The following is a 17,794-nucleotide window of genomic DNA, read 5'->3' as shown; positions in this document are numbered from 1 at the left end:
TGTTTCGGCTGGGTCGGGCTACAATGCGGCAACTCTGCAAGATTACGCCTATGCATTCTGATCTCCCTGCAAGCGACGCTTTGCTCGCACACCGTTCCGCCTTATTGGCTTGCAGCCGATGCCCGGATATGATCGGGCCGGTAGTCTGCGGCCAGCCGGTACAGTCCGGGGTGTTGTTGGTCGGCCAGGCGCCGGGGGCTAAGGAAGGCGAGTTCGGCAAGCCTTTCGCCTGGACGGCCGGCAAAACCTTGTTCGGTTGGTTTGCCGGCATAGGCTTGGACGAGGCGGCGTTTCGCCGGCAAGTCTACATGGCGGCGGTGTGCCGCTGTTTTCCCGGCAAGCAGGCTAAAGGCGGGGACAGGCTGCCCAGCCCGGTGGAAGTGGCCAATTGCTCGGTTTGGCTGCAGACGGAAGTCGAGTTGTTGCGCCCGCAACTGGTGATTCCGGTTGGTAAACTGGCGATCCGGCAATGGCTGGAAGCCGATAAGCTCAGCGATGTGATCGGTCGGCAGTTTCGTTTGGGCCTATTCGGCCATGAAACCGACCTGATCCCGCTGCCGCACCCGTCCGGCGCATCCACCTGGCATCGTAGCGAACCGGGTAAAAGCTTGTTGGCGCAGGCTTTGGCTGCAATCGCCAAGCATCCGGCTTGGCGGGCGCTGTTGTAAACAGACTTTTGCCGCTGCTCGGCCGAGAGTCGGTCGCATGGCGGATCAAAGCTTGCGGCTATGCCGGCTCGAATCCTGTATCAGAGGTTTGTTGTCGAGCGCGCCGGGTATCAAAATCTTGCAACCGGCGCGAGTAGAGGATGAGAACGTGCAATGGCTTATTTGACTTGCAGCAAGCCGCCGGTGCCCAGGCCGTTTTGTACGTCTTGGGCTTTGTAATTGCGCACGGCGATGACCATGTTGTTGTAGGCGTCGAAAAACGCTGCGGCGATGGCTTGGCCTTCCGGGGTTTGGGTAAACGAGCTGGCGCCGCCGCCGACTGCGCCGCCGATGACGCCGCCCCAGCCGCCCAGGCCCAACGCGCCGGAGATGTTGCTGTTGTTAACCGTCGCACTGCCGGAGGATACCGCCACCTGCACGGTCGAACGAATATCGGTTAAGGTCAGGGCTACGTCGGAGGTGCGGGTTTGCACCGCGTTGGACAGTGCGCCGGCTGCCGCGCCCAATGCGCCCAAGCCGGCCGCGTTCAGGCCTATCCCCAAAAGTCCGCCGCCTACGGTGTTGGAGCTACCGCTGGTGACTTCATTGTTGACGATGACTTGCGGGTCCAACAGATAATCTGCAGCGACGCGCTGGCCTTTATGTTGCTTGGAGCCGGCACGGTATTCGCCGGATTCGCGTTGTTCGGAGACGATGTCGTTGATCAACGCCCGGGTGGCTTGATTGCCGATGGAGGTAATCACAAAGCAATTGGATTGTTGGACCGCCAGTCTGATCAACGGCTCGACCGTGGTTACCGAGCCGGCCCCGCTGAAACGGCCGTCGGCGACCGCCAAGGTGCCCAAAGATTGACTGCAGCGTTCCAGCGCTTTGTTGGCGTTGACGCTGGTGGAACCGCCGGCCGAGCCGGTTAACAAACTGCCGCTGCCGCCGGTTTGCAATGCGGGTTGCTGGGGCGCGCAAGCGGTTAAACTCATCATGACAGCCGATAATAAAATTCTTCTTGATGGCTGTAAGTGCATATTACCTCCTGATTAAGGGTTATCGAATAAAATCAAACTAGATTGTTTGAAGTTGTAAAACGGGCTTGGTATTAACCGGCTTAAACTAATAATATTCCCGAAGATAATAACGCAAGTTCCGTAGCAACGCGATAATGGTGGTTATGTCCCTATGAAAACGTCAAATCGGTTTATATCAATTTTCTGCTTAGCGATGGTGTCGGCGTGTGCGCAGACCCCGCCGCAGCCTGTGGTGCCAAGCACGGTTAGCGTGTGCGACGAGCAGGGGTGCGCCGAACGTCCGCGCGATTACGAAAGTTTTCGCCCGCAGCGCACGGCGGAAGAAGAGGCCGGCGTGCAACAAATCGCCGCGTTGGAAGCAATCGCTAAAAAAGACCCTAGCGCGGCTTACGATTTGGCGCTCAGGTTGTTCAGAGGCGACGGCGTTAAACAGGACTTGTACCGTTCGGTGCAATGGATGCGCGATGCGGCCGAACGCGGGCATTTCGATGCGCAAAAAGCGTTGGGGCGTCTGTATTTAACCGGCTTGGCGGAAATGGGTTCCGATCCGATGGAAGCGCAAAAATGGTTGACCATCACCGCCGGCCGTGGCGACAAAGAAGCGGAAAAATTATTGGAAGAAGCGAATGCCGCTAAGCAGGAGCTAGCAGACGATTACCGTTGGCGGCAACGTTGGCGCCAAACTTTTTATAACTATTGGGCTCATAGTTATCCCTATTATTGGCGTTGGGGGGCGGGCCGCTGGTATTACTACTATTACTAAATGTGGGCGGTGTTTTTCCAAGGCAATCTTGCGAATAGCCGGCCGAAAAAACCCAGTAAGTTTTAATTAGAGATTTTTAAAGGACTCGAATATGCAAGCAAAACCCGCACTCTCCGCCGTGCCTTTGCACGAGCTGATTCAAAATCGCTGGAGCCCGCGCGCGTTCGCCCCGGATAAAGCCGTGCAGCCGGACGCGGTGACTGCATTGTTGGAGGCAGCCCGCTGGGCGCCGTCTTGTTTTAACGACCAGCCGTGGCGCTATCTGGTTTGCGATAGCTTTCGGGACCGGCCCGCTTGGGAAAAAATGCTGTCTTGCTTGGCCGAGAAAAATCAGGCATGGGCAAAGAATGCGCCGCTGTTGATTTTATCGATTGCGATGCAGCATTTCGGCCACAACGGCAATCCTAACCGCTGGGCTTCTTACGACACCGGCGCGGCCAGTCTCAGTCTGTGTTTGCAGGCCCAGGCCTTGGGCTTGGCGGCGCATCAAATGGGCGGTTTCGATGCCGACCGGTGCCGGGCGCTTTTCAATTTGCCGGAAGCTTGCACGCCGATGGCGGTGTTGGCGGTCGGATACCAAGCCGAAGCGGATAGCTTGCCGGAAGATTTCCGGACCGGCGAAACGGCCGAAAGACAGCGCGCGGCCTTAGCCGAGAAGTTCTTTTTTTCGGAATGGGGTAAGGCGGAAAATTGAGGTCTGCCGATGCTGGCGTCCGAACAATGGCCGGGTCGTTTCCGTGTTTTCGACCACTGTGATGCGCTCGGCTTTGGCTTGTGATAAACCCTACATTTGTTGAGTTTGAGAAGGCGTGCTGATGTTTGCCGCGTTTATAAATTGTTGATAGTTAGCTATTTTTTGTTTTTGTGTAATGTTGGATTGGTTTTTGCTTGCTTGATTGGAAAATCTTCATTCCTCTCAGGAGTTCATCATGACCAGTTCCGTTTTCAGCGAAATTCTCAGCGGACTTTACGACAACCAAGTCGTCCCTTATTTGGGACCCGGCGTGTTATTCGATGTAACCAGCAAACTGAACGGCAGCCCGATTCCGGCCGATAGTGACAGCCTGATTTTGGCGATGAATGGCGGCAAACCGATGGCGCCGAAATTGATGTACGAATTTCCGCGTGCGGCGATGAATCAAGAGCTCAAACGCGGACGTAACTTTTTGACCCAATTTTTAGACAAAACCTATGGCGAAACCCAATATACCCGGGCCGCCATTCACGATTGGCTGGCAGAATGGAAGCCGAACTACATCATCGATGTCAATCGCGATACCCAGTTGCAAGACAGTTACGCCGACGAAGAGCATACCTTGATCATCGGTTTGGCGCGTATCGTCGGCACTAGCTACCGTTTCAAGATTTTCCAATACGACGGGCAAAACTATTTCGAAATCGAGCAAGGTCAAGTCGATCCGCGTTTGCCGATTTTGTTCAAGCCTATGGGCACGCCCAAGCCGGAGTCCAACTATATTGCCTCCGACGCCGATTATGTCGATTACATTACCGAGTTGATGGGCGGGTTCGCGATTCCGGATTTCTTGAAAGAATACCGCAAAGGCAAAAAATATCTGTTGCTCGGCTTGCCGCTGAACCGCGATTCGGAGCGTATGGTGATGAGCGACATTACCTACGGTGCTAACGAGCACAGAGGTTGGTTCTTGCGTAAGAATCCAACCGACAAGGAAAAACGTTTCTCGGAAAGACTGGGTTTCGAACTGATCGAAGCCGATTGCCAAGATTTGTTGGAAATGGTGCAGGCGCGCAAAGCGGCTTAATCGGCTTTAAATCGCTTCGACAACGCGTCAGTGGAATTTGGCCGCAGCTGCGGCCAATTTTTTGTGTGTTGAGGGGCGTTTCAGCTGTTCGTACAGACCATCGTGACAGGCGGCGGCAAGGGCCGCCCGCATCGCCTGCGAAAAGCGGGAGTGTTGCCGGACATGACGGTGAGGATAGGGAGGGTAATGATGAATTGCGGCCGAAAAGGCGGCAACTGCCGCCGTTAGCGGCGTGGCTGCTGCAATATCTGCAAACCGCCGTACAGAACGTGTGACAGCCCGGTATACAACAAAAACGGCTCGAAGTTGTCGTCAATTTCGATTTGGTTGATGGATGAATAGTATTCCAGCGACAGAATCAGCAGCAATATAAACCCGCCCAACGCGAATACCGCCGCGTAGTTCTGACTGAATTGGTAAAAACCGTAGACGGCTAATTGTACCAGGCACAAATACATCAACACCCAGCGCAGGTTGTTGGCCAGCGGCCCGTATAAATCCACGGTGTTGCGGAAGAAGAGTTCGCTGCCGGTCAAGGTCATTATGCCGGCTACCAAGACGATGATGACCGAGGCGTTAAAGTTGATGCGCAATAGCAGCAGCAAGCAGCGCATGGAGTGGTGGGATAGGGCTTGAGTGTTCATATTGGACCCTCCGTGGGAGAAAAAGATACCCTCCCGGAGTACCGCGTTGGGAGGGTATATAGAGGAGGACCGTTAAGACGTCGCGACCGGTTGTGTCGGGATGGAGCGGTCGGGTCCGTCGTCTAGTTCCAATTCGGTCATCGCGGCTTGCGCTTCCGGCTCGGGCTGTTCCGGTTCGGGTTCCGGCGGAGCAATCAGCTTGCCTTGCATCAGTTCGTCGATTTGGTATTTATCGATGGTTTCCCAGTCCAACAAGGCATGTGCCATGTTGTGCAGGACTTGCATGTTGTCTTTCAAAATGTTTTCCGCGCGCTGATAGTTTTGATCGATGACTGCGCGAATTTCGTCGTCTATGGTTTGTGCCATTTTCTCCGACATCGGCTTGGATTGCGGGCCCATGTAGCCGCCTTCGCTGTCGCCGTAATCCATAGGGCCCAGTTTGTCGGACAAGCCCCATTTGGTGACCATATTGCGGGCCAGTTGGGTGGCGCGCATGATGTCGTTGGAGGCGCCGGTGGTGACTTTGTTCTTGCCGTAAATTAAGGCTTCGGCGATGCGGCCGCCGAACAAGCTGGAAATCTGGCTTTCCAGTTTATCCTTGCTAGCGCTGTATTGGTCGCGTTCCGGCAGGAACATGGTGATACCCAGGGCGCCGCCGCGCGGCATGATGCTGACTTTGTACACCGGGTCGTGCTCCGGCACCAAGCGGCCGACGATGGCATGACCGGCTTCGTGGTAGGCGGTCATCAACAGCTCTTCCTTGGTCATCACCATGGTGCGGCGTTCGGCACCCATGATCATCTTGTCGCGGGCTTTGTCCAAGTCGCTCATGGACACTTGCCGCTTGTTGTTGCGAGCCGCGAAGATGGCACCCTCGTTGATCAAATTGGCTAGTTCGGCGCCGGAAAAGCCGGGGGTGCCGCGGGCCAGGTCGGTCAGGTTGACGTCGTCGGCCAAAGGTACCCGGTCGCCGTGTACTTTGAGGATTTGTTCGCGGCCTTTGATGTCCGGCAGGCCGACTTGCACCTGCCGGTCGAAACGGCCAGGCCGTAGCAAGGCTTTATCCAGAATGTCGGCCCGGTTGGTGGCAGCGATGACGATGATGCCTTCGTTGCCGCTGAAGCCGTCCATTTCCACCAGCAGCTGGTTCAAGGTTTGCTCGCGTTCGTCGTTGCCGATGTTGCCGTTGCCGCGCTGGCGGCCCACCGCGTCGATCTCGTCGATGAAGATGATGCAGGGCGCGCGCTTTTTGGCTTGGTCGAACATGTCGCGCACCCTGGAGGCGCCGACGCCGACGAACATTTCGACGAAATCCGAACCGGATATTGAGAAGAAGGGGGTACCGGCTTCGCCGGCGATGGCGCGGGCCAGCAAGGTTTTACCGGTACCGGGCGGTCCGACCATCAAAACCCCGCGCGGGATTTTACCGCCCAACGCTTCGTATTTGCCGGGGTCGCGTAAAAAGTCCACCATTTCCACCACGTCGGCCTTGGCTTCCTCTACCCCGGCCACGTCTTTGAAGCGGACTTTGACTTGGTCTTCTTCCATCAATTTGGCCCGGCTTTTGCCGAAGCCCATTTGCCCGTCGCGGCCGCCGGCCAACATGGCTTGTTTGCGCATGAAGTAAACCAATACGGCGATCAGCAGCAAGGTCGGTGCCCAGGAAATGATGATATTCATTAGCGTGGACGGCGGCTGCGGTTTTTCCACTTTGATCTTAACGCCGTATTCCAACAGCTCGTCGATCATCCGCATGTCGTTGGGATTGTAGGTGGAAAAACGGGTACCGTTATTACGTTTGCCGTCGACGTAATTGCCGTCGATCACGACTTCGGTGACTACGTTGTTGCGCACGTCTTCGATGAAATCGGAATAGGAGATTTCGTTGTGCGGATCGTATTCCGGCATCGTGCGGTTGAATATCGACGATACCACGATGCCTATGGTCGCCAATATCAAAACGAAGAAGAAAAACTTTTTCATTTGCCTATCCCCTTAACTCATTTCTCGTTGGAGAAATATTTGAAAAAGTCCGAGTTCGGTTTCAGCACCAAGGTGTCTTGCGTGTGTTCGAACGAGGCTTGATATGCTTGCAAGCTGCGGTAGAACGCGTAAAACTCCGGGTTTTTACCGAAACTCTTGGCGTATATGTCCGCCGATTCGGCATCGCCCCGGCCGCGGATGTTTTCCGCATCCCGTTGTGCGTTAGCGACGATCACTTGCTTTTGCTTGTCGGCTTCGGCGCTGATTTGCTCTGCGCTTTCCGCACCTTGGGAACGGAATTCCCTGGCGACGCGTTCCCGTTCGGCCCGCATGCGTTGGTACACCGAGCTGCTGACTTCCGGAGGCAAGTCGATGCGTTTGACGCGGATGTCTATCAATTCGATACCGAATTTCTGTGCGGCCGGGGAGACTTTTTCCAACAAGGTATCGCGTAGTTGGTTACGGTCTTCCGAAATCAGTTGTTTGATCGTGCGCACGCCGAACTCGCTGCGCATGGCGTCCTTCATGATTTGGTCGAGGCGCAGGTTGGCCTGGAATTCGTCGCCGCCGACCGTGGTATAAAAAAGACCCACGTCACCGATTCGCCATTTGACGAATGAGTCGACAATAACGTTCTTCTTTTCGGAGGTAAGAAAACGCTCGGATTTACCATCCAAGGTCAGTACGCGCGCATCAAACGTACTGACGTTATTGATGACGGGAGTCATAAAGTGGAGTCCGGGTTGCAAATCGGTGGTAACGATTTCGCCCAGTCGAAACAAGATAGCCTTTTCGTTTTGATTGACGTGGAAAACCGACATCGTTGCGGCTAAAGCCAGGACCGACAAGCCGGCCGGAAATGCGAGTTGCGCTTTGTTCATGGTTTGCTCCTGCTGGGACGGATATCGTGAGGGGCCGATTTTCCGTGGTTGTATTTCGCCGGGCTATAGGATTCCTCGGTCGTTACAGGTTCTTCGTGGTTGACGTAAGCGGCGTTTTGGTGCACCACATTCGGGGCCATCGGCATGTACAAGGCCGGCGGCTGGTCGGTGTCGACCACGATTTTGTTGGTTGAACTGTAAAGTTTTTCTTTTGCTTCCAAATACAAGCGTTTGCGGGTAATCGCCGGATTTTTCTCGTATTCCACCAGCAGTTGGTCGAAACGTTCGGTTTCGCCTTTGGCCTTGGAGACTTTTTCGGAGGCGTAGGCTTCGGCTTCCTGCAGGATGCGGGACGCGGCGCCACGCGCTTTGGGAATGACTTCGTTGGAGTAAGCTTCGGCTTCATTGATCAGGCGTTGCTTGTCTTCGCGGGCGCGGATCGCGTCTTCGAAGGCGCCTTGCACTTCCTCCGGCGGCTGAGCGTCTTGCAGGTTGACACTGGCCACGCTGATGCCGGCTTTGTAATCGTCCATCGCTTCTTGAATCTGTTCCTTGATTTCCGCGACGATTTGACTGCGGCCTTCGGTTAACACGAAGTCCATGTCGTTGCGGCCGATGACGCCGCGCAACACGCTTTCGGTCAATTGTTTCAGGGTGTTTTCGTTGTTCTTGACGTTAAACAAATAGTCGCCGGCGTTTTTGATTTGGTATTGCACGGCCAGGCGCACGGCGATGATGTTCTCGTCGCTGGTCAGCATCAAAGACTCTTGCGGATTGTTGGACGATTTGCTGAAACGGCTGACGTCGTTGTAGCCGACTTCGATAAAACGTTGCTGCTCCACATTGACCACGGACACCGCTTCTATCGGCACGGGCAGATGCCAGTGCGGGCCGGGTTGGGTGGTTTCGACGTAAGCGCCGAAGCGGGTGACGACGCCCCGGTTGCCTTGGTCGATGATGTAAATGCCGCTGATCAGCCAGCCCAAGGCGAGCGCGCCGCCGAGCAAGCCGCCGATTTTGGTGACGGAAAACAGGTTTTCGTGTTCGTGGTAGAACTCGGTGGTCTTATTGGAGATGTGTTTCCACTGTTTATCAAATTCCATCTTCCAATCCGGCGGTGGGGTCGGTTTGTCTGCGTTGTGGTTTTCAGATGACATAGTTACTCCTCTTGATAAGGTAGCCGGATCGGGCTATGCAGTTATAGTTGGTTGGTAGCCGCCGGATGCGGGCGGTAAGTGGAAACCGTGAAGCCATAGATAGAATCAGGTATCGTTTGGTTCCAGAAACAGCATCAAGTCGAAGCCGAATTGTTGTTTTAGTCGTGCCAGCGCTTCGTTTTGAATTTGTCTTACCCGCTCTCGCGTGACGTTGAGTTGATCGGCAACCGCTTGCAAGGTCATTTCGGTGTGATTTTTCAAACCGAAACGCATCGCTAAAATGGTGGCTTGTTTTTCCGGCAATGCCTCTACCGCTTTATTCATATAGCAGACCAAATCATTGTCGATTAAATCGTCAATCGGTTGATTGAATTGTTCTTGACTCATGCGTTCCATGATAGCCATGCCGTCATCCTCTTCGGCGTTGGCGTCTTGCAGGAATGCGGATTGATAATAACTGGAGATGGTGCGAATGTCTTGTTCCGACAAATCGCAACAGGTTTTCAGTTCTTTCAGGGTTGGCCAGCGTTCCTGTTGTGTATAGGAGATGCGCATTGCTTCGAAGATAGGCGCGGACTTTTCCGCCAGCGCGACCGGCAAGGCGACGATTTTGTCTTGTTTGACGATCAAGCGGGAGATCGCTTGCTTGATCCAAAAAATGGAATACGTGGAAAAGCAATGGCCGCGTTCGGCATCGAAGCGGTCTACCGCTTTGATCAGGCCCACCAAACCTTCTTGCATCAGGTCGTCGAAGGTTAAGCTGAGGGTTTTATATTTGTGGGCGACAAAGGCAACCAGACCGGTATTTTCGGCAATCATAAGTTGCCGGATTTTTTTTAGCTCCGTGCGGGCTCGTTTGACTTTTCGAACGTAATCGTCACTGTCGGACAGTTCTTTTTCCACCCGCTCGGCAATTCTCATTAGGTATAAGGGCAAAAAATGCAGACGCTGCATGTTGGTGCGCGAGCATTCGTTTATGGCTTGAGAGTCGATACGATTGAAGTGACCGACTTGTACAACATTTTTCTGTTGTACAGCTTTGTGTAGCGAATAGGGGCTGCATTCGCCGAACAAGCCGGTAAAAATGTCCGGTTTGGAAAATTCCGATACGAATCGGCGTAAGCCGTCTTTATAGCTTTCCTGCTGTTTGATCAGAACCACATCGGAGTATTCCAGACCATTACTGAGATCCAACAGCAGTTGCTTGGCCATGATTGCAGCGACTTTCGTGTTGCTCAACAACAGATCCGCCAACGTTTGCCGGGCCGACTCCACTTGCAAGGCGCGGGATCTGGCGTCCGGTTCCGCCGTCGATAATTCCAAGTCTAAAACTTTTTTTGTTGCCTGAGACATTTGGATGCACCGATTCGAAAATTTGGGTTGGCAGCGAAGATACAAGGGTGTAATATTTTTGTCAAACTAAAATTTGTACAAAACATGAACAATGTACTCAATTAAAGCCGTTACCGCATTAACCGGTTTGACTCCGGAAACCCTGCGCGCTTGGGAGCGGCGCTACGAGTGCGTCACTCCGCAACGCACCGAAAACGGGCGGCGTTTTTATACTCAGGAGGACCTGGAAAAATTAACGCTACTTGTCAATTTGACACGCAACGGTCATGCCATCGGTAAGATAGCTAATCTAAGTTGCGAACAATTGCGGCATTTTCGTAATCCAACGCACCAGCGTACCGACAATACCCAACGGGATTTGTTCAGCCAGATCTTGGATTCCTTACAAAACTACCGAATCGAGCGTTGCGAACAGTTATTAAAACGGGCAATGCTGGCGCATGAACCGGTAGAGTACGCTAGAGACGTGTTGCTACCTGTTTTGCACCAAGTTGGGTTGCTTTGGCATCAAAAAAAACTCAATGTTGCGCAAGAGCATTTGTTTTCCGGCTGCGTGAAACGTATTGTGCTTACAATGGTTAACAATCTATACCATACGTCCAAGCGGCAACCGGCCATGTTGTTCGCTACGCCCAGCGGGGAACCACACGAACTTGGGATTTTGTTGGGCAGTTTGGTAGCTTCCACGCTGCAATACCATTGCTATTATTTGGGTGCCGATTTGCCGGCGGCGGATATTATCGATGCCTGCGAACACTTGGCACCGAGGATTATTGTGATCGGTCTGGTGAAAAACCCGCCGGATGCGGAAACGGCGGCCGATGTCGAACGCTTGGTCCGTTTCGTCGCGGGTGGGCAAACTCAGTTGTGGATTGCCGGAGCCGGAGGTAAATACTGGGCGTCGGTACAGGGCAAGTTGCCCGCCAATTGCCTGTATGTCGACGATATAGACGAATTTTACAGCCGAGCCCGGCAGCAAAATCTTCTTTCCCATCTTCAATGAAACGCTAGACTTAGCGGTGGATGCTCTGCGTGGCGCCTATAACGGATTGTTGCGCCGCTATCCGTTTAATTGACCGTATCGAAAGGTTGGCGGGCTTACCTGTCTTGACAAGAGTGGCGCTCAATTTCAGACTCACGAGATAACTATAAAGACGGAGGTGTATCGTGCAGTCCAAGAAAGTCGTTTTTGCCGTGTTGTTATACGTGGGATGGCTAACCGCCGCCGCGGCCGCAGGGAATTATCGTTTCGCGCCGGGAGATACCGTTCTGACCAATTGTCGTTCGATTTATACCAAGGGTGTGGTCAAAGCCCAAGTGGATGACGGTTACACCATACATTTTCCCAAGCGTAGCGGGCCGATAAATTGTCCGCCGTTTCGCTGGCATGCCGAGTTTGTGCTGCCTTTTCAATCGGTACCCGAATATCGGTTAAAGTTTTTCGGCGGATTGAAGCGGGACTTGGTTTTTAAAGTCGGCGAGAACGTGACCTTTCAGTTTCCGGCCGACAAGCGCATTATCCAAAATCAGACTGACGTCACCATCGATGCGCAAATTACCGATATCAGCGACGTAGGCGCGATTGCGGTGAAATTAGTGAGCAGCGAGCCGGAAGCGGCGGCGATGTTTTGGCAAATGATAGGCAGCAACTACGTCGATTTACGCCACGAGGCGCTGGCGCTGGAACGCAATCGGCGTTGAGTCGGTTAATTGTCCTTACAAACCGTTAACGTTTGTGCCGCCAACTTGGCCGGTAAGGCTTTGTCCGCGTCGATTTTAATCCGGGCCAGCCATTCGGTCTTGGATTTTAGCCGGGCTTTAATGTCCGCTTTGACGCCGCGTTGTGCAAGCTCGGTCTGGAACACCTCGGCGCGTTGTTTGCTCTTGAATACTCCAAGCGAATAGCCGCTACGAGGGTCGCCGGGTGCTATCGGCCAGATGTCGGTCAAGCCTTTAGCGTTTAGCATCATTTTGTCCAAGCGCGCCTGTTCCTGGGTTTTAGCGGCCGGGAAGTAAACTTGATAATCGGCCGGGTAGGATGCGTCTTTGCTGATGATGTTCTCCGGGGCGAAGCCGGTGTCGCGTAGCCAATTTTGGGCGGCAGCGAAGCTGGAGAAGGGGGCGGTTTGCAAACAGCGCAAACGGGTCGGCTTGCGGGGCTGATTCGCATGGGCAGCAGGAAACGGCGCGGTTGGCGTTTTGCCCTTGGCTAGGATTGGGCCTGTAGGTTTGGCGACTGTTGGGGATTTCTGCAGCAGGCCGGCCAATAGTTCGCTAACGGTTTCAGTGGCGATCCTGCGTGGCCGGCGATTCAAAATTTGTTCGATTGCCGCGCCGCGCCGCGCGCGGGTGTACTCCCCGGCCAAGAGGATGCTGCCGCTGTTCGGTTCGGTTTGCTGTGTGACGGTCAGGCGGCTTTTAGCGTATTGCCAGACACCGAAGCCGATGTTCAACAGCAGCAGTAGATAAAACAGCGCTTTCATCGATTGCCGCTACCCCGGCAAACCAATGCCAGGCCTTTTAATACCAAGTCCGAGTCTATCGTTACCGGTAGCTCTAATGCCGAGCCCAGTAGGTCGGCGTCGCCGCCGGTGATCAATAGGCGGAAATTGCCGGTTAACTGTTTTGCGGCCAGTGCTACCATCCCGGCCGCTGCCAGCAACACGCCGTTTGCTATTGCCGGTTCGGTGGCGTTCGCTAACTGCGCTTGCGGGGTGTAGGCCTTTAACGGCAGATTGGCGGTATTGGCGGCTAAAGCGTTGCGCATCAGGTTAAGGCCGGGACAAATCAAGCCGCCTAAGTGTTGACCGTCGGCCGTCACGGCATCTAAGGTGACAGCCGTGCCGCAGTCGACGACGCAGACGTTGCCGGGGTAATGGCGGTGTGCGGCCAGTAAGGCCAGCCAGCGGTCCACGCCGAGTTTGGTCGACTCGGCATAGGCGTTGCGTACCCCGTATTCGTATGCGGCCGATTGCGCCTGATACAGGGTAACTTTAGGCCATAAGGCGAGGGCTAAGGCGATCGTGTCTTGTGCTAAGGCGCCGTGCGCTACCGATGAAATGGCCAAATCGCGTGGTTGTGCCAACTCCGACCACGATTGTCTTAGCGCCTCTAAATCGCGTGCGTGCTTGTAGTCTATTGCGTTGACCGGGCTTAGCCGGCCGTCTTGTTCCGTACACCATTTCAAACGGGAATTGCCGAGATCGACTAATAACTTCATAAGGCTTTGACGCTGACCTCGCCGGAAGCAAAGCTGCGCAGTTGGCCGTCCGACCCGGTCAATAGCAGCAAACCTCGATGGTCTATGCCCTGAGCGATGCCCTCAATGCGTTGTGCGCCGATGCTGACAACCACAGGTTTGCCTTGCAGACAGTCGTAGCTGCGCCAAGCGGGTAAGGCTTCGGTCAGCCGATCGATCTGATAATGGGCAATGGCCGGCAGCACTTCGTTCAAGACCGACGCAGCGATGCGGTTACGCTGCAAATAAACGTGTTCGCCTAAAATTTGCCGCAGGTCCACCCATGCTTGATCTATCGCTAGCGCTTCGGACCGGGGCAGGTAGAAATTCAAGCCCAGGCCGATAACGGCTTGACAAGGGCCATCGCTTTCTCCCGAGACTTCTATCAAAATGCCGGCTAATTTGCGTTGTTGCCAGTAGATGTCGTTCGGCCATTTCAAACCAATGCCGTCGATTCCCGCGCGGCTTAAGGCTCGTGCCACCGCAAGGCCTACGATCAAGCTCAATCCGGCGAGTGCGGCGGGGCCGTCGGCATACTCCCATACTATCGACAGATAGAGGTTGTGTCCGAACGGTGAAACCCAAGAGCGTCCGCGCCGCCCCTTGCCGGCAGTCTGGTACTCGGCAAAACATACGATAGCTTGGCGGTTTAGCGCTAACCTGCGTTGTTTCAGATAAGTATTGGTGGAGTCGATCACGGCATGCAGTTCCAATTCGCCCAGCAATTCGGCCGCCTCGGGGGTTAAATGGGCTCGTAGGGTGGTTTCCTCCAGCAATTGTAAGGGGCTTAGCAATTTGTAACCCTTGCCGGTGAGTGCGCTCCATTCCAGGCCCCATTCGGTCAATGCTTGCATCTGCTTCCAAACCGTGCCACGGCTGACGGATAAAGTTTGTGCCAGTTCCGTGCCGGAATGAAACCGGCCGTCGGCCAGCAACGACACAAGCTGTAATAATCCCGGGGCAGGAACGGTCATTTGCAACTGGAACGGGGCTATTGGGTGTTTTTATCGCGCAGTTGCTGCATTTGTTTTTTCATGACGTGTTTGACCAGCAATTCCCGGTCTTCTTCGCGCAGATTTTCGTATTCGGCGCAGACCGTATAGACTCCGGAATCCTTGTCCGGAGGTGCTTTGCATTGTACGACGCGGGCTATCGCTACGATTACCACCAAGGACGAGGTCAAGAGCATTTTCAATTCCAGCATCGTGCCGACCGGAATGGCTTGTTCATGGGTGAATGCAATACCGGCGGCGCTCAAATTGACTTCGCAGCGGTCGTTGTCGGAAAAATCGCTGTCGTTGCTGCTTAAGCTCTGGGTCAGCACATTAATTTTGTTGTCGATGATTTTCAAATATTCGAACATTTCGGGATCGCGCCGTTCCAGACGCGGGGCCAGTAGGGCCGCTTCCCGGTTTAATATGCTCATCGCGGTAGTTAAGCTGCAGCTTTCCAATATGCGGTCCGAGGCCAAGCTGTGGCGTCTTGCTTCTTCGGAGTCTATGCGGCGAAACAAAAGATTGATCGTATCGCTGATGCGAAAAAAACGCCGTTTTTCTTGCGCGTCGTCGATCATGGTCATAGTCTCCGGAAGAAGGGCTGCGCTGAATTTTAATCGAAAGCCGGTCGCGATGGGGCGCCTCAATCGGGAACCACAATATCGTGGCTGGCGATTAAGCTGTTTATGTCGCGGCGCCGGACCGGATGAACCGGTAGGATCAACGCACCGGCTGCCAAGCCGTTTTGGCTGAGCGACTCTTGCTCCACATAGAGTTTGTCGATGCCGTATACCGAGAATGCCGCGTAAGTGGCTGCCGTGTCGCGTAAATCCGCCGGTTCGGCCTGTTGGTTGGGCGCCAGTTGCAGCACGCCGCCGTCGCAGAACAAAACGCCGACTGGTTGGTCGAAAGCGGCGGTGGTGAGGATCAGGTCCAAGGTTTCCGCCAAGCGATAGCCTTGGTGCGGAGGCCGGCGCATGATGAACAAATAACGTTTCATCGCTTAACCGAACACCAGATGGCGGTCCGCTTCCATGGAGGCCTGCAACCATTGGCCGAGGCCGGCGATTCTAAAGCCCGGCGCCAGATTGTCGTCGCATGCCCCCCGGCGTTGCGCTTCGTCCGCGTGTAATAGCCCGCGCCGTTGTGCGGCGGAGATGCACACGACTAAATCGATGCCGTGCTCCGCCGCCAGTTGCGACCATTGCTCTGCGGCAGGTGTTTGAGATTCCGGCGGCAAGGCATAACGTAAGGCGTTGTGTATGCCGTCCCGGTAGAAAAAAATTTGCAAAATTCGATGACCTTTTTGCAGGACTGCCGCGCTGAAGCGGTAAGCGACTCGGCTGGCGTCCGAGCTCTCAGGGCTGCAATTGATTAAAATGGCGTACTTCATGTCGCTGTTTGCCCGGGCTAATTCTTTTATAATCGCGTCATTTTAGTATCGGCCGGACGGCTTGTCCCGCGTTTTGGGCGGATCGGTCCGGCGGCCTTATTTCTCGACTGCTTGTTTTCGCCATGAGACTACGCTTATTAACGACCGCTATCTTGTTGGCTTTGGCGCCATCGCCGCCGCAGGCCATAGAAATCGAAAAAATCCAGTTGCCGGAAATGGGCGATTCGGCCGGCGCCTTGATTTCGCCGGTGGAAGAAGCGCAGCTCGGGGAGGCGTTTTTCCGGAATTTACATTCGCAAGCGGAAATCAGCCAGGACCTGGAAGTGGAACAATACATCCAGACGATAGGCCGGCAATTGGCCGCGCACAGCGATACGCCGTCGACGCCGTTTCATTTCTTCGTGGTGATAGATCCTACCATCAACGCGTTTGCCGGGCCCGGCGGTTATATCGGGGTCAATTCCGGGTTGATTTTGCTGACCGAGGCGGAAAGCGAGTTGGCTTCGGTCATGGCGCATGAGATAGGTCACGTGACACAACGTCATTTGTATCGGCAAATCGAAGCGGCCAGCAAAATGTCCATTCCGACCGTGGCTGCCACCTTGGCGGCCATTTTAATCGGCACTCAATCGCCTAGGATGGGTCAGGCGGCATTGATGGCGGTGCAAGCGGGCAGCATTCAATTTCAAATCAACTTCACCAGGGACAACGAAAAAGAGGCCGACCGGGTAGGCATGCAAACCTTAGCCGAATCGAGTTACGATCCGCGCAGCATGCCGACTTTTTTCGAGCGTTTACAGCAATCGACGCGTTATTACGGTAAGGGCGTGCCGGAGTTTTTACGCACCCACCCGGTTTCCGAAAGCAGGATTGCCGATACCCGTGGCCGCGCCGAGGTGTATCCCTACAAACAATATCCCGATTCCATGGGTTATTCCTTAACCAAGGCCAAGCTATACGCCGCGACTACCGAGGACAAAGCCGCCGCGCAACGTTATTTCAGCGCGTTAGAACAGCAAGGCACCGAACAGCAGCGTGCTGTCGCCCGTTACGGCATGGGTTTGGTCTATCTCAAAAGTTTGCAGTACCCCAAGGCTTTGGCGGTGTTTCAGGCATTGGCGGACCGTTATCCGGATCAGCCGCATTTTTTGTCCGCCTATGCGCGCACGGCGCTGGAAAGCCAGGATTACGAGATGGCCAACCGGCTGTTCGGCAAAGCGATTCAGCTGTTTCCTAACGATGATGCGATTAAAATCGAGTTTACCCGTTGCCTGCTGAAAAATAATCAGCCGGAGCAAGCGAAGCAGGTGTTGGCGGGTTTGTCCGAGCGTTGGAAAAGACAGCCGATGTATTACGAGCTGATGGCGCAAATCTCGGCCGGGATCGGCCAGCAGGCCGAATCGCACCGTTATATGGCCGAGCACTATTATGCGAGCGGATATACTGAAGAAGCCATTACCCAAATACGCTTGGCCAAGCAGCAAAAGCATTTGAGCTATCAACTACAAGCGATTTTGGACGAGCGCTTGAATTTCTTTTTAAGCGAAGAGCAAGAGCGGAAAAGTCTGCGGTAATATGAATTAGGTGTTTCTAATATACACAAGTTTTTGTTTCCAAATGTTAATTTCGGGGCGAAACTAATTTTCGTGGGCGAAGCCAATTTTTAATGGACATCACAAAAAAATTTGCCTAGACTGTCGCCACCTTAATAGGGGTGCACACGATCTTCGGATCATGTCTTTGAGGGGAGGGAGCGGCCTGTAACTAAGGCTCATAACTATAACAACAATAGTAACTGCTTGACTAAGCTGCCATTATTGGCAGACGTCCGACTTAAAAACAACAATAATAACCAATAGGACGAGCCCGCTTCTGCGGGCTTTTTATTTTCCGTCACTTTGTACTTATAATGCGGT

The 17,794-nt window shown here is 54.1% G+C and carries 19 protein-coding genes; 7 read left to right on the top strand and 12 right to left on the bottom strand.

The features are described from left to right. Positions 1 to 128: 128 nt before the first annotated feature. On the top strand, positions 129 to 668 hold the full coding sequence (locus tag F1E05_RS18395; protein ID WP_150052090.1) for a uracil-DNA glycosylase family protein: 540 nt from the start codon (positions 129 to 131) through the stop codon (positions 666 to 668). A gap of 158 nt (positions 669 to 826) precedes the next feature. On the opposite strand, the gene F1E05_RS18390 is transcribed toward F1E05_RS18395, so the two are convergent. Beyond that, entirely contained in the window at positions 827 to 1,648 is an 822-nt protein-coding gene (locus F1E05_RS18390) for a hypothetical protein (protein WP_232056706.1), read from the bottom strand. Positions 1,649 to 1,883: 235 nt separating this feature from the next. Between F1E05_RS18390 and F1E05_RS18385 the strand changes: the two genes are divergently transcribed. The 3 genes from F1E05_RS18385 to F1E05_RS18375 all read left to right on the top strand — a co-directional run bounded on the left by F1E05_RS18385 (position 1,884) and on the right by F1E05_RS18375 (position 4,234). Further along, positions 1,884 to 2,453 (top strand): tetratricopeptide repeat protein, encoded by a 570-nt coding sequence (locus tag F1E05_RS18385; protein ID WP_232056705.1) that lies wholly within the window; start codon positions 1,884 to 1,886, stop codon positions 2,451 to 2,453. Positions 2,454 to 2,544: 91 nt separating this feature from the next. Next, a complete protein-coding gene (locus F1E05_RS18380; RefSeq protein ID WP_150051059.1) occupies positions 2,545 to 3,147 on the top strand; it encodes a nitroreductase family protein in 603 nt (200 codons plus the stop codon). A gap of 235 nt (positions 3,148 to 3,382) precedes the next feature. After that, positions 3,383 to 4,234, top strand: a complete 852-nt coding sequence (locus F1E05_RS18375; protein WP_150051057.1) for an SIR2 family protein — start codon at positions 3,383 to 3,385, stop codon at positions 4,232 to 4,234. Positions 4,235 to 4,458: 224 nt separating this feature from the next. On the opposite strand, the gene F1E05_RS18370 is transcribed toward F1E05_RS18375, so the two are convergent. From F1E05_RS18370 to F1E05_RS18350, 5 genes are all read right to left on the bottom strand, one after another. Continuing rightward, positions 4,459 to 4,878, bottom strand: coding sequence for a hypothetical protein (locus F1E05_RS18370; protein WP_150051055.1), 420 nt, complete (start codon positions 4,876 to 4,878; stop codon positions 4,459 to 4,461). 72 nt (positions 4,879 to 4,950) lie between these two features. Then, positions 4,951 to 6,861 carry an ATP-dependent zinc metalloprotease FtsH gene (gene ftsH, locus F1E05_RS18365; protein ID WP_150051053.1) on the bottom strand — a complete coding sequence of 637 codons (1,911 nt, stop codon included), beginning with the start codon at positions 6,859 to 6,861 and terminating at the stop codon, positions 4,951 to 4,953. Positions 6,862 to 6,878: 17 nt separating this feature from the next. Beyond that, positions 6,879 to 7,742 carry a protease modulator HflC gene (gene hflC, locus F1E05_RS18360; protein ID WP_150051051.1) on the bottom strand — a complete coding sequence of 288 codons (864 nt, stop codon included), beginning with the start codon at positions 7,740 to 7,742 and terminating at the stop codon, positions 6,879 to 6,881. Further along, positions 7,739 to 8,899, bottom strand: coding sequence for an FtsH protease activity modulator HflK (gene hflK / locus F1E05_RS18355; RefSeq protein ID WP_150051049.1), 1,161 nt, complete (start codon positions 8,897 to 8,899; stop codon positions 7,739 to 7,741). The genes hflC and hflK overlap by 4 nt, the downstream gene beginning before the upstream one ends. Before the next feature lie 105 nt (positions 8,900 to 9,004). After that, positions 9,005 to 10,252 (bottom strand): sigma-70 family RNA polymerase sigma factor, encoded by a 1,248-nt coding sequence (locus F1E05_RS18350; RefSeq protein WP_150051047.1) that lies wholly within the window; start codon positions 10,250 to 10,252, stop codon positions 9,005 to 9,007. A gap of 91 nt (positions 10,253 to 10,343) precedes the next feature. Between F1E05_RS18350 and F1E05_RS18345 the strand changes: the two genes are divergently transcribed. Then, complete coding sequence (locus F1E05_RS18345; protein ID WP_150051045.1) at positions 10,344 to 11,255, top strand: MerR family transcriptional regulator; 912 nt, start codon at positions 10,344 to 10,346, stop codon at positions 11,253 to 11,255. 164 nt (positions 11,256 to 11,419) lie between these two features. Continuing rightward, the gene (locus tag F1E05_RS18340) at positions 11,420 to 11,953 is read left to right on the top strand and encodes a hypothetical protein (protein WP_150051043.1); all 534 of its coding nucleotides are present in this window, start codon (positions 11,420 to 11,422) and stop codon (positions 11,951 to 11,953) included. A gap of 5 nt (positions 11,954 to 11,958) precedes the next feature. On the opposite strand, the gene F1E05_RS18335 is transcribed toward F1E05_RS18340, so the two are convergent. From F1E05_RS18335 to tusD, 6 genes are read right to left on the bottom strand one after another with little or no spacing between them, the layout of a single operon-like run. Continuing rightward, positions 11,959 to 12,735 (bottom strand): hypothetical protein, encoded by a 777-nt coding sequence (locus tag F1E05_RS18335; RefSeq protein ID WP_150051041.1) that lies wholly within the window; start codon positions 12,733 to 12,735, stop codon positions 11,959 to 11,961. Further along, complete coding sequence (locus tag F1E05_RS18330) at positions 12,732 to 13,472, bottom strand: type III pantothenate kinase (RefSeq protein WP_150051039.1); 741 nt, start codon at positions 13,470 to 13,472, stop codon at positions 12,732 to 12,734. The genes F1E05_RS18335 and F1E05_RS18330 overlap by 4 nt, the downstream gene beginning before the upstream one ends. After that, the gene (gene birA / locus F1E05_RS18325) at positions 13,469 to 14,464 is read right to left on the bottom strand and encodes a bifunctional biotin--[acetyl-CoA-carboxylase] ligase/biotin operon repressor BirA (RefSeq protein ID WP_150051038.1); all 996 of its coding nucleotides are present in this window, start codon (positions 14,462 to 14,464) and stop codon (positions 13,469 to 13,471) included. Before birA ends, F1E05_RS18330 begins: the two co-directional genes overlap by 4 nt. Before the next feature lie 17 nt (positions 14,465 to 14,481). Next, complete coding sequence (locus tag F1E05_RS18320) at positions 14,482 to 15,069, bottom strand: PilZ domain-containing protein (protein ID WP_232056704.1); 588 nt, start codon at positions 15,067 to 15,069, stop codon at positions 14,482 to 14,484. A 59-nt stretch (positions 15,070 to 15,128) separates the two neighbouring features. Then, positions 15,129 to 15,485, bottom strand: a complete 357-nt coding sequence (gene tusC / locus F1E05_RS18315) for a sulfurtransferase complex subunit TusC (protein WP_150051036.1) — start codon at positions 15,483 to 15,485, stop codon at positions 15,129 to 15,131. A 3-nt stretch (positions 15,486 to 15,488) separates the two neighbouring features. Next, positions 15,489 to 15,878 carry a sulfurtransferase complex subunit TusD gene (tusD, locus tag F1E05_RS18310; RefSeq protein WP_150051034.1) on the bottom strand — a complete coding sequence of 130 codons (390 nt, stop codon included), beginning with the start codon at positions 15,876 to 15,878 and terminating at the stop codon, positions 15,489 to 15,491. A 122-nt stretch (positions 15,879 to 16,000) separates the two neighbouring features. Between tusD and F1E05_RS18305 the strand changes: the two genes are divergently transcribed. Beyond that, entirely contained in the window at positions 16,001 to 17,452 is a 1,452-nt protein-coding gene (locus F1E05_RS18305) for a M48 family metalloprotease (protein ID WP_150051032.1), read from the top strand. Positions 17,453 to 17,794: the final 342 nt, after the last annotated feature.

It is taken from the genome of Methylomonas rhizoryzae (assembly GCF_008632455.1).
GTDB lineage: Bacteria > Pseudomonadota > Gammaproteobacteria > Methylococcales > Methylomonadaceae > Methylomonas > Methylomonas rhizoryzae.
This window is presented reverse-complemented; position numbering and strand designations above follow the sequence as displayed.

What these genes read in the sequence shown, in the direction of transcription:
- F1E05_RS18385 (WP_232056705.1), top strand. Translation starts at nt 1,884, where the DNA reads ATGGTGTCGGCGTGTGCGCAGACCCCGCCGCAGCCTGTGGTGCCAAGC.
- F1E05_RS18305 (WP_150051032.1), top strand. Translation starts at nt 16,001, where the DNA reads ATGAGACTACGCTTATTAACGACCGCTATCTTGTTGGCTTTGGCGCCA.
- F1E05_RS18375 (WP_150051057.1), top strand. Translation starts at nt 3,383, where the DNA reads ATGACCAGTTCCGTTTTCAGCGAAATTCTCAGCGGACTTTACGACAAC.
- ftsH (WP_150051053.1), bottom strand. Translation starts at nt 6,861, where the DNA reads ATGAAAAAGTTTTTCTTCTTCGTTTTGATATTGGCGACCATAGGCATC.
- F1E05_RS18335 (WP_150051041.1), bottom strand. Translation starts at nt 12,735, where the DNA reads ATGAAAGCGCTGTTTTATCTACTGCTGCTGTTGAACATCGGCTTCGGT.
- tusC (WP_150051036.1), bottom strand. Translation starts at nt 15,485, where the DNA reads ATGAAACGTTATTTGTTCATCATGCGCCGGCCTCCGCACCAAGGCTAT.
- hflK (WP_150051049.1), bottom strand. Translation starts at nt 8,899, where the DNA reads ATGTCATCTGAAAACCACAACGCAGACAAACCGACCCCACCGCCGGAT.
- tusD (WP_150051034.1), bottom strand. Translation starts at nt 15,878, where the DNA reads ATGAAGTACGCCATTTTAATCAATTGCAGCCCTGAGAGCTCGGACGCC.
- F1E05_RS18350 (WP_150051047.1), bottom strand. Translation starts at nt 10,252, where the DNA reads ATGTCTCAGGCAACAAAAAAAGTTTTAGACTTGGAATTATCGACGGCG.
- F1E05_RS18345 (WP_150051045.1), top strand. Translation starts at nt 10,344, where the DNA reads ATGTACTCAATTAAAGCCGTTACCGCATTAACCGGTTTGACTCCGGAA.
- F1E05_RS18330 (WP_150051039.1), bottom strand. Translation starts at nt 13,472, where the DNA reads ATGAAGTTATTAGTCGATCTCGGCAATTCCCGTTTGAAATGGTGTACG.
- F1E05_RS18370 (WP_150051055.1), bottom strand. Translation starts at nt 4,878, where the DNA reads ATGAACACTCAAGCCCTATCCCACCACTCCATGCGCTGCTTGCTGCTG.
- birA (WP_150051038.1), bottom strand. Translation starts at nt 14,464, where the DNA reads ATGACCGTTCCTGCCCCGGGATTATTACAGCTTGTGTCGTTGCTGGCC.
- F1E05_RS18390 (WP_232056706.1), bottom strand. Translation starts at nt 1,648, where the DNA reads ATGATGAGTTTAACCGCTTGCGCGCCCCAGCAACCCGCATTGCAAACC.
- F1E05_RS18380 (WP_150051059.1), top strand. Translation starts at nt 2,545, where the DNA reads ATGCAAGCAAAACCCGCACTCTCCGCCGTGCCTTTGCACGAGCTGATT.
- F1E05_RS18320 (WP_232056704.1), bottom strand. Translation starts at nt 15,069, where the DNA reads ATGACCATGATCGACGACGCGCAAGAAAAACGGCGTTTTTTTCGCATC.
- hflC (WP_150051051.1), bottom strand. Translation starts at nt 7,742, where the DNA reads ATGAACAAAGCGCAACTCGCATTTCCGGCCGGCTTGTCGGTCCTGGCT.
- F1E05_RS18395 (WP_150052090.1), top strand. Translation starts at nt 129, where the DNA reads ATGATCGGGCCGGTAGTCTGCGGCCAGCCGGTACAGTCCGGGGTGTTG.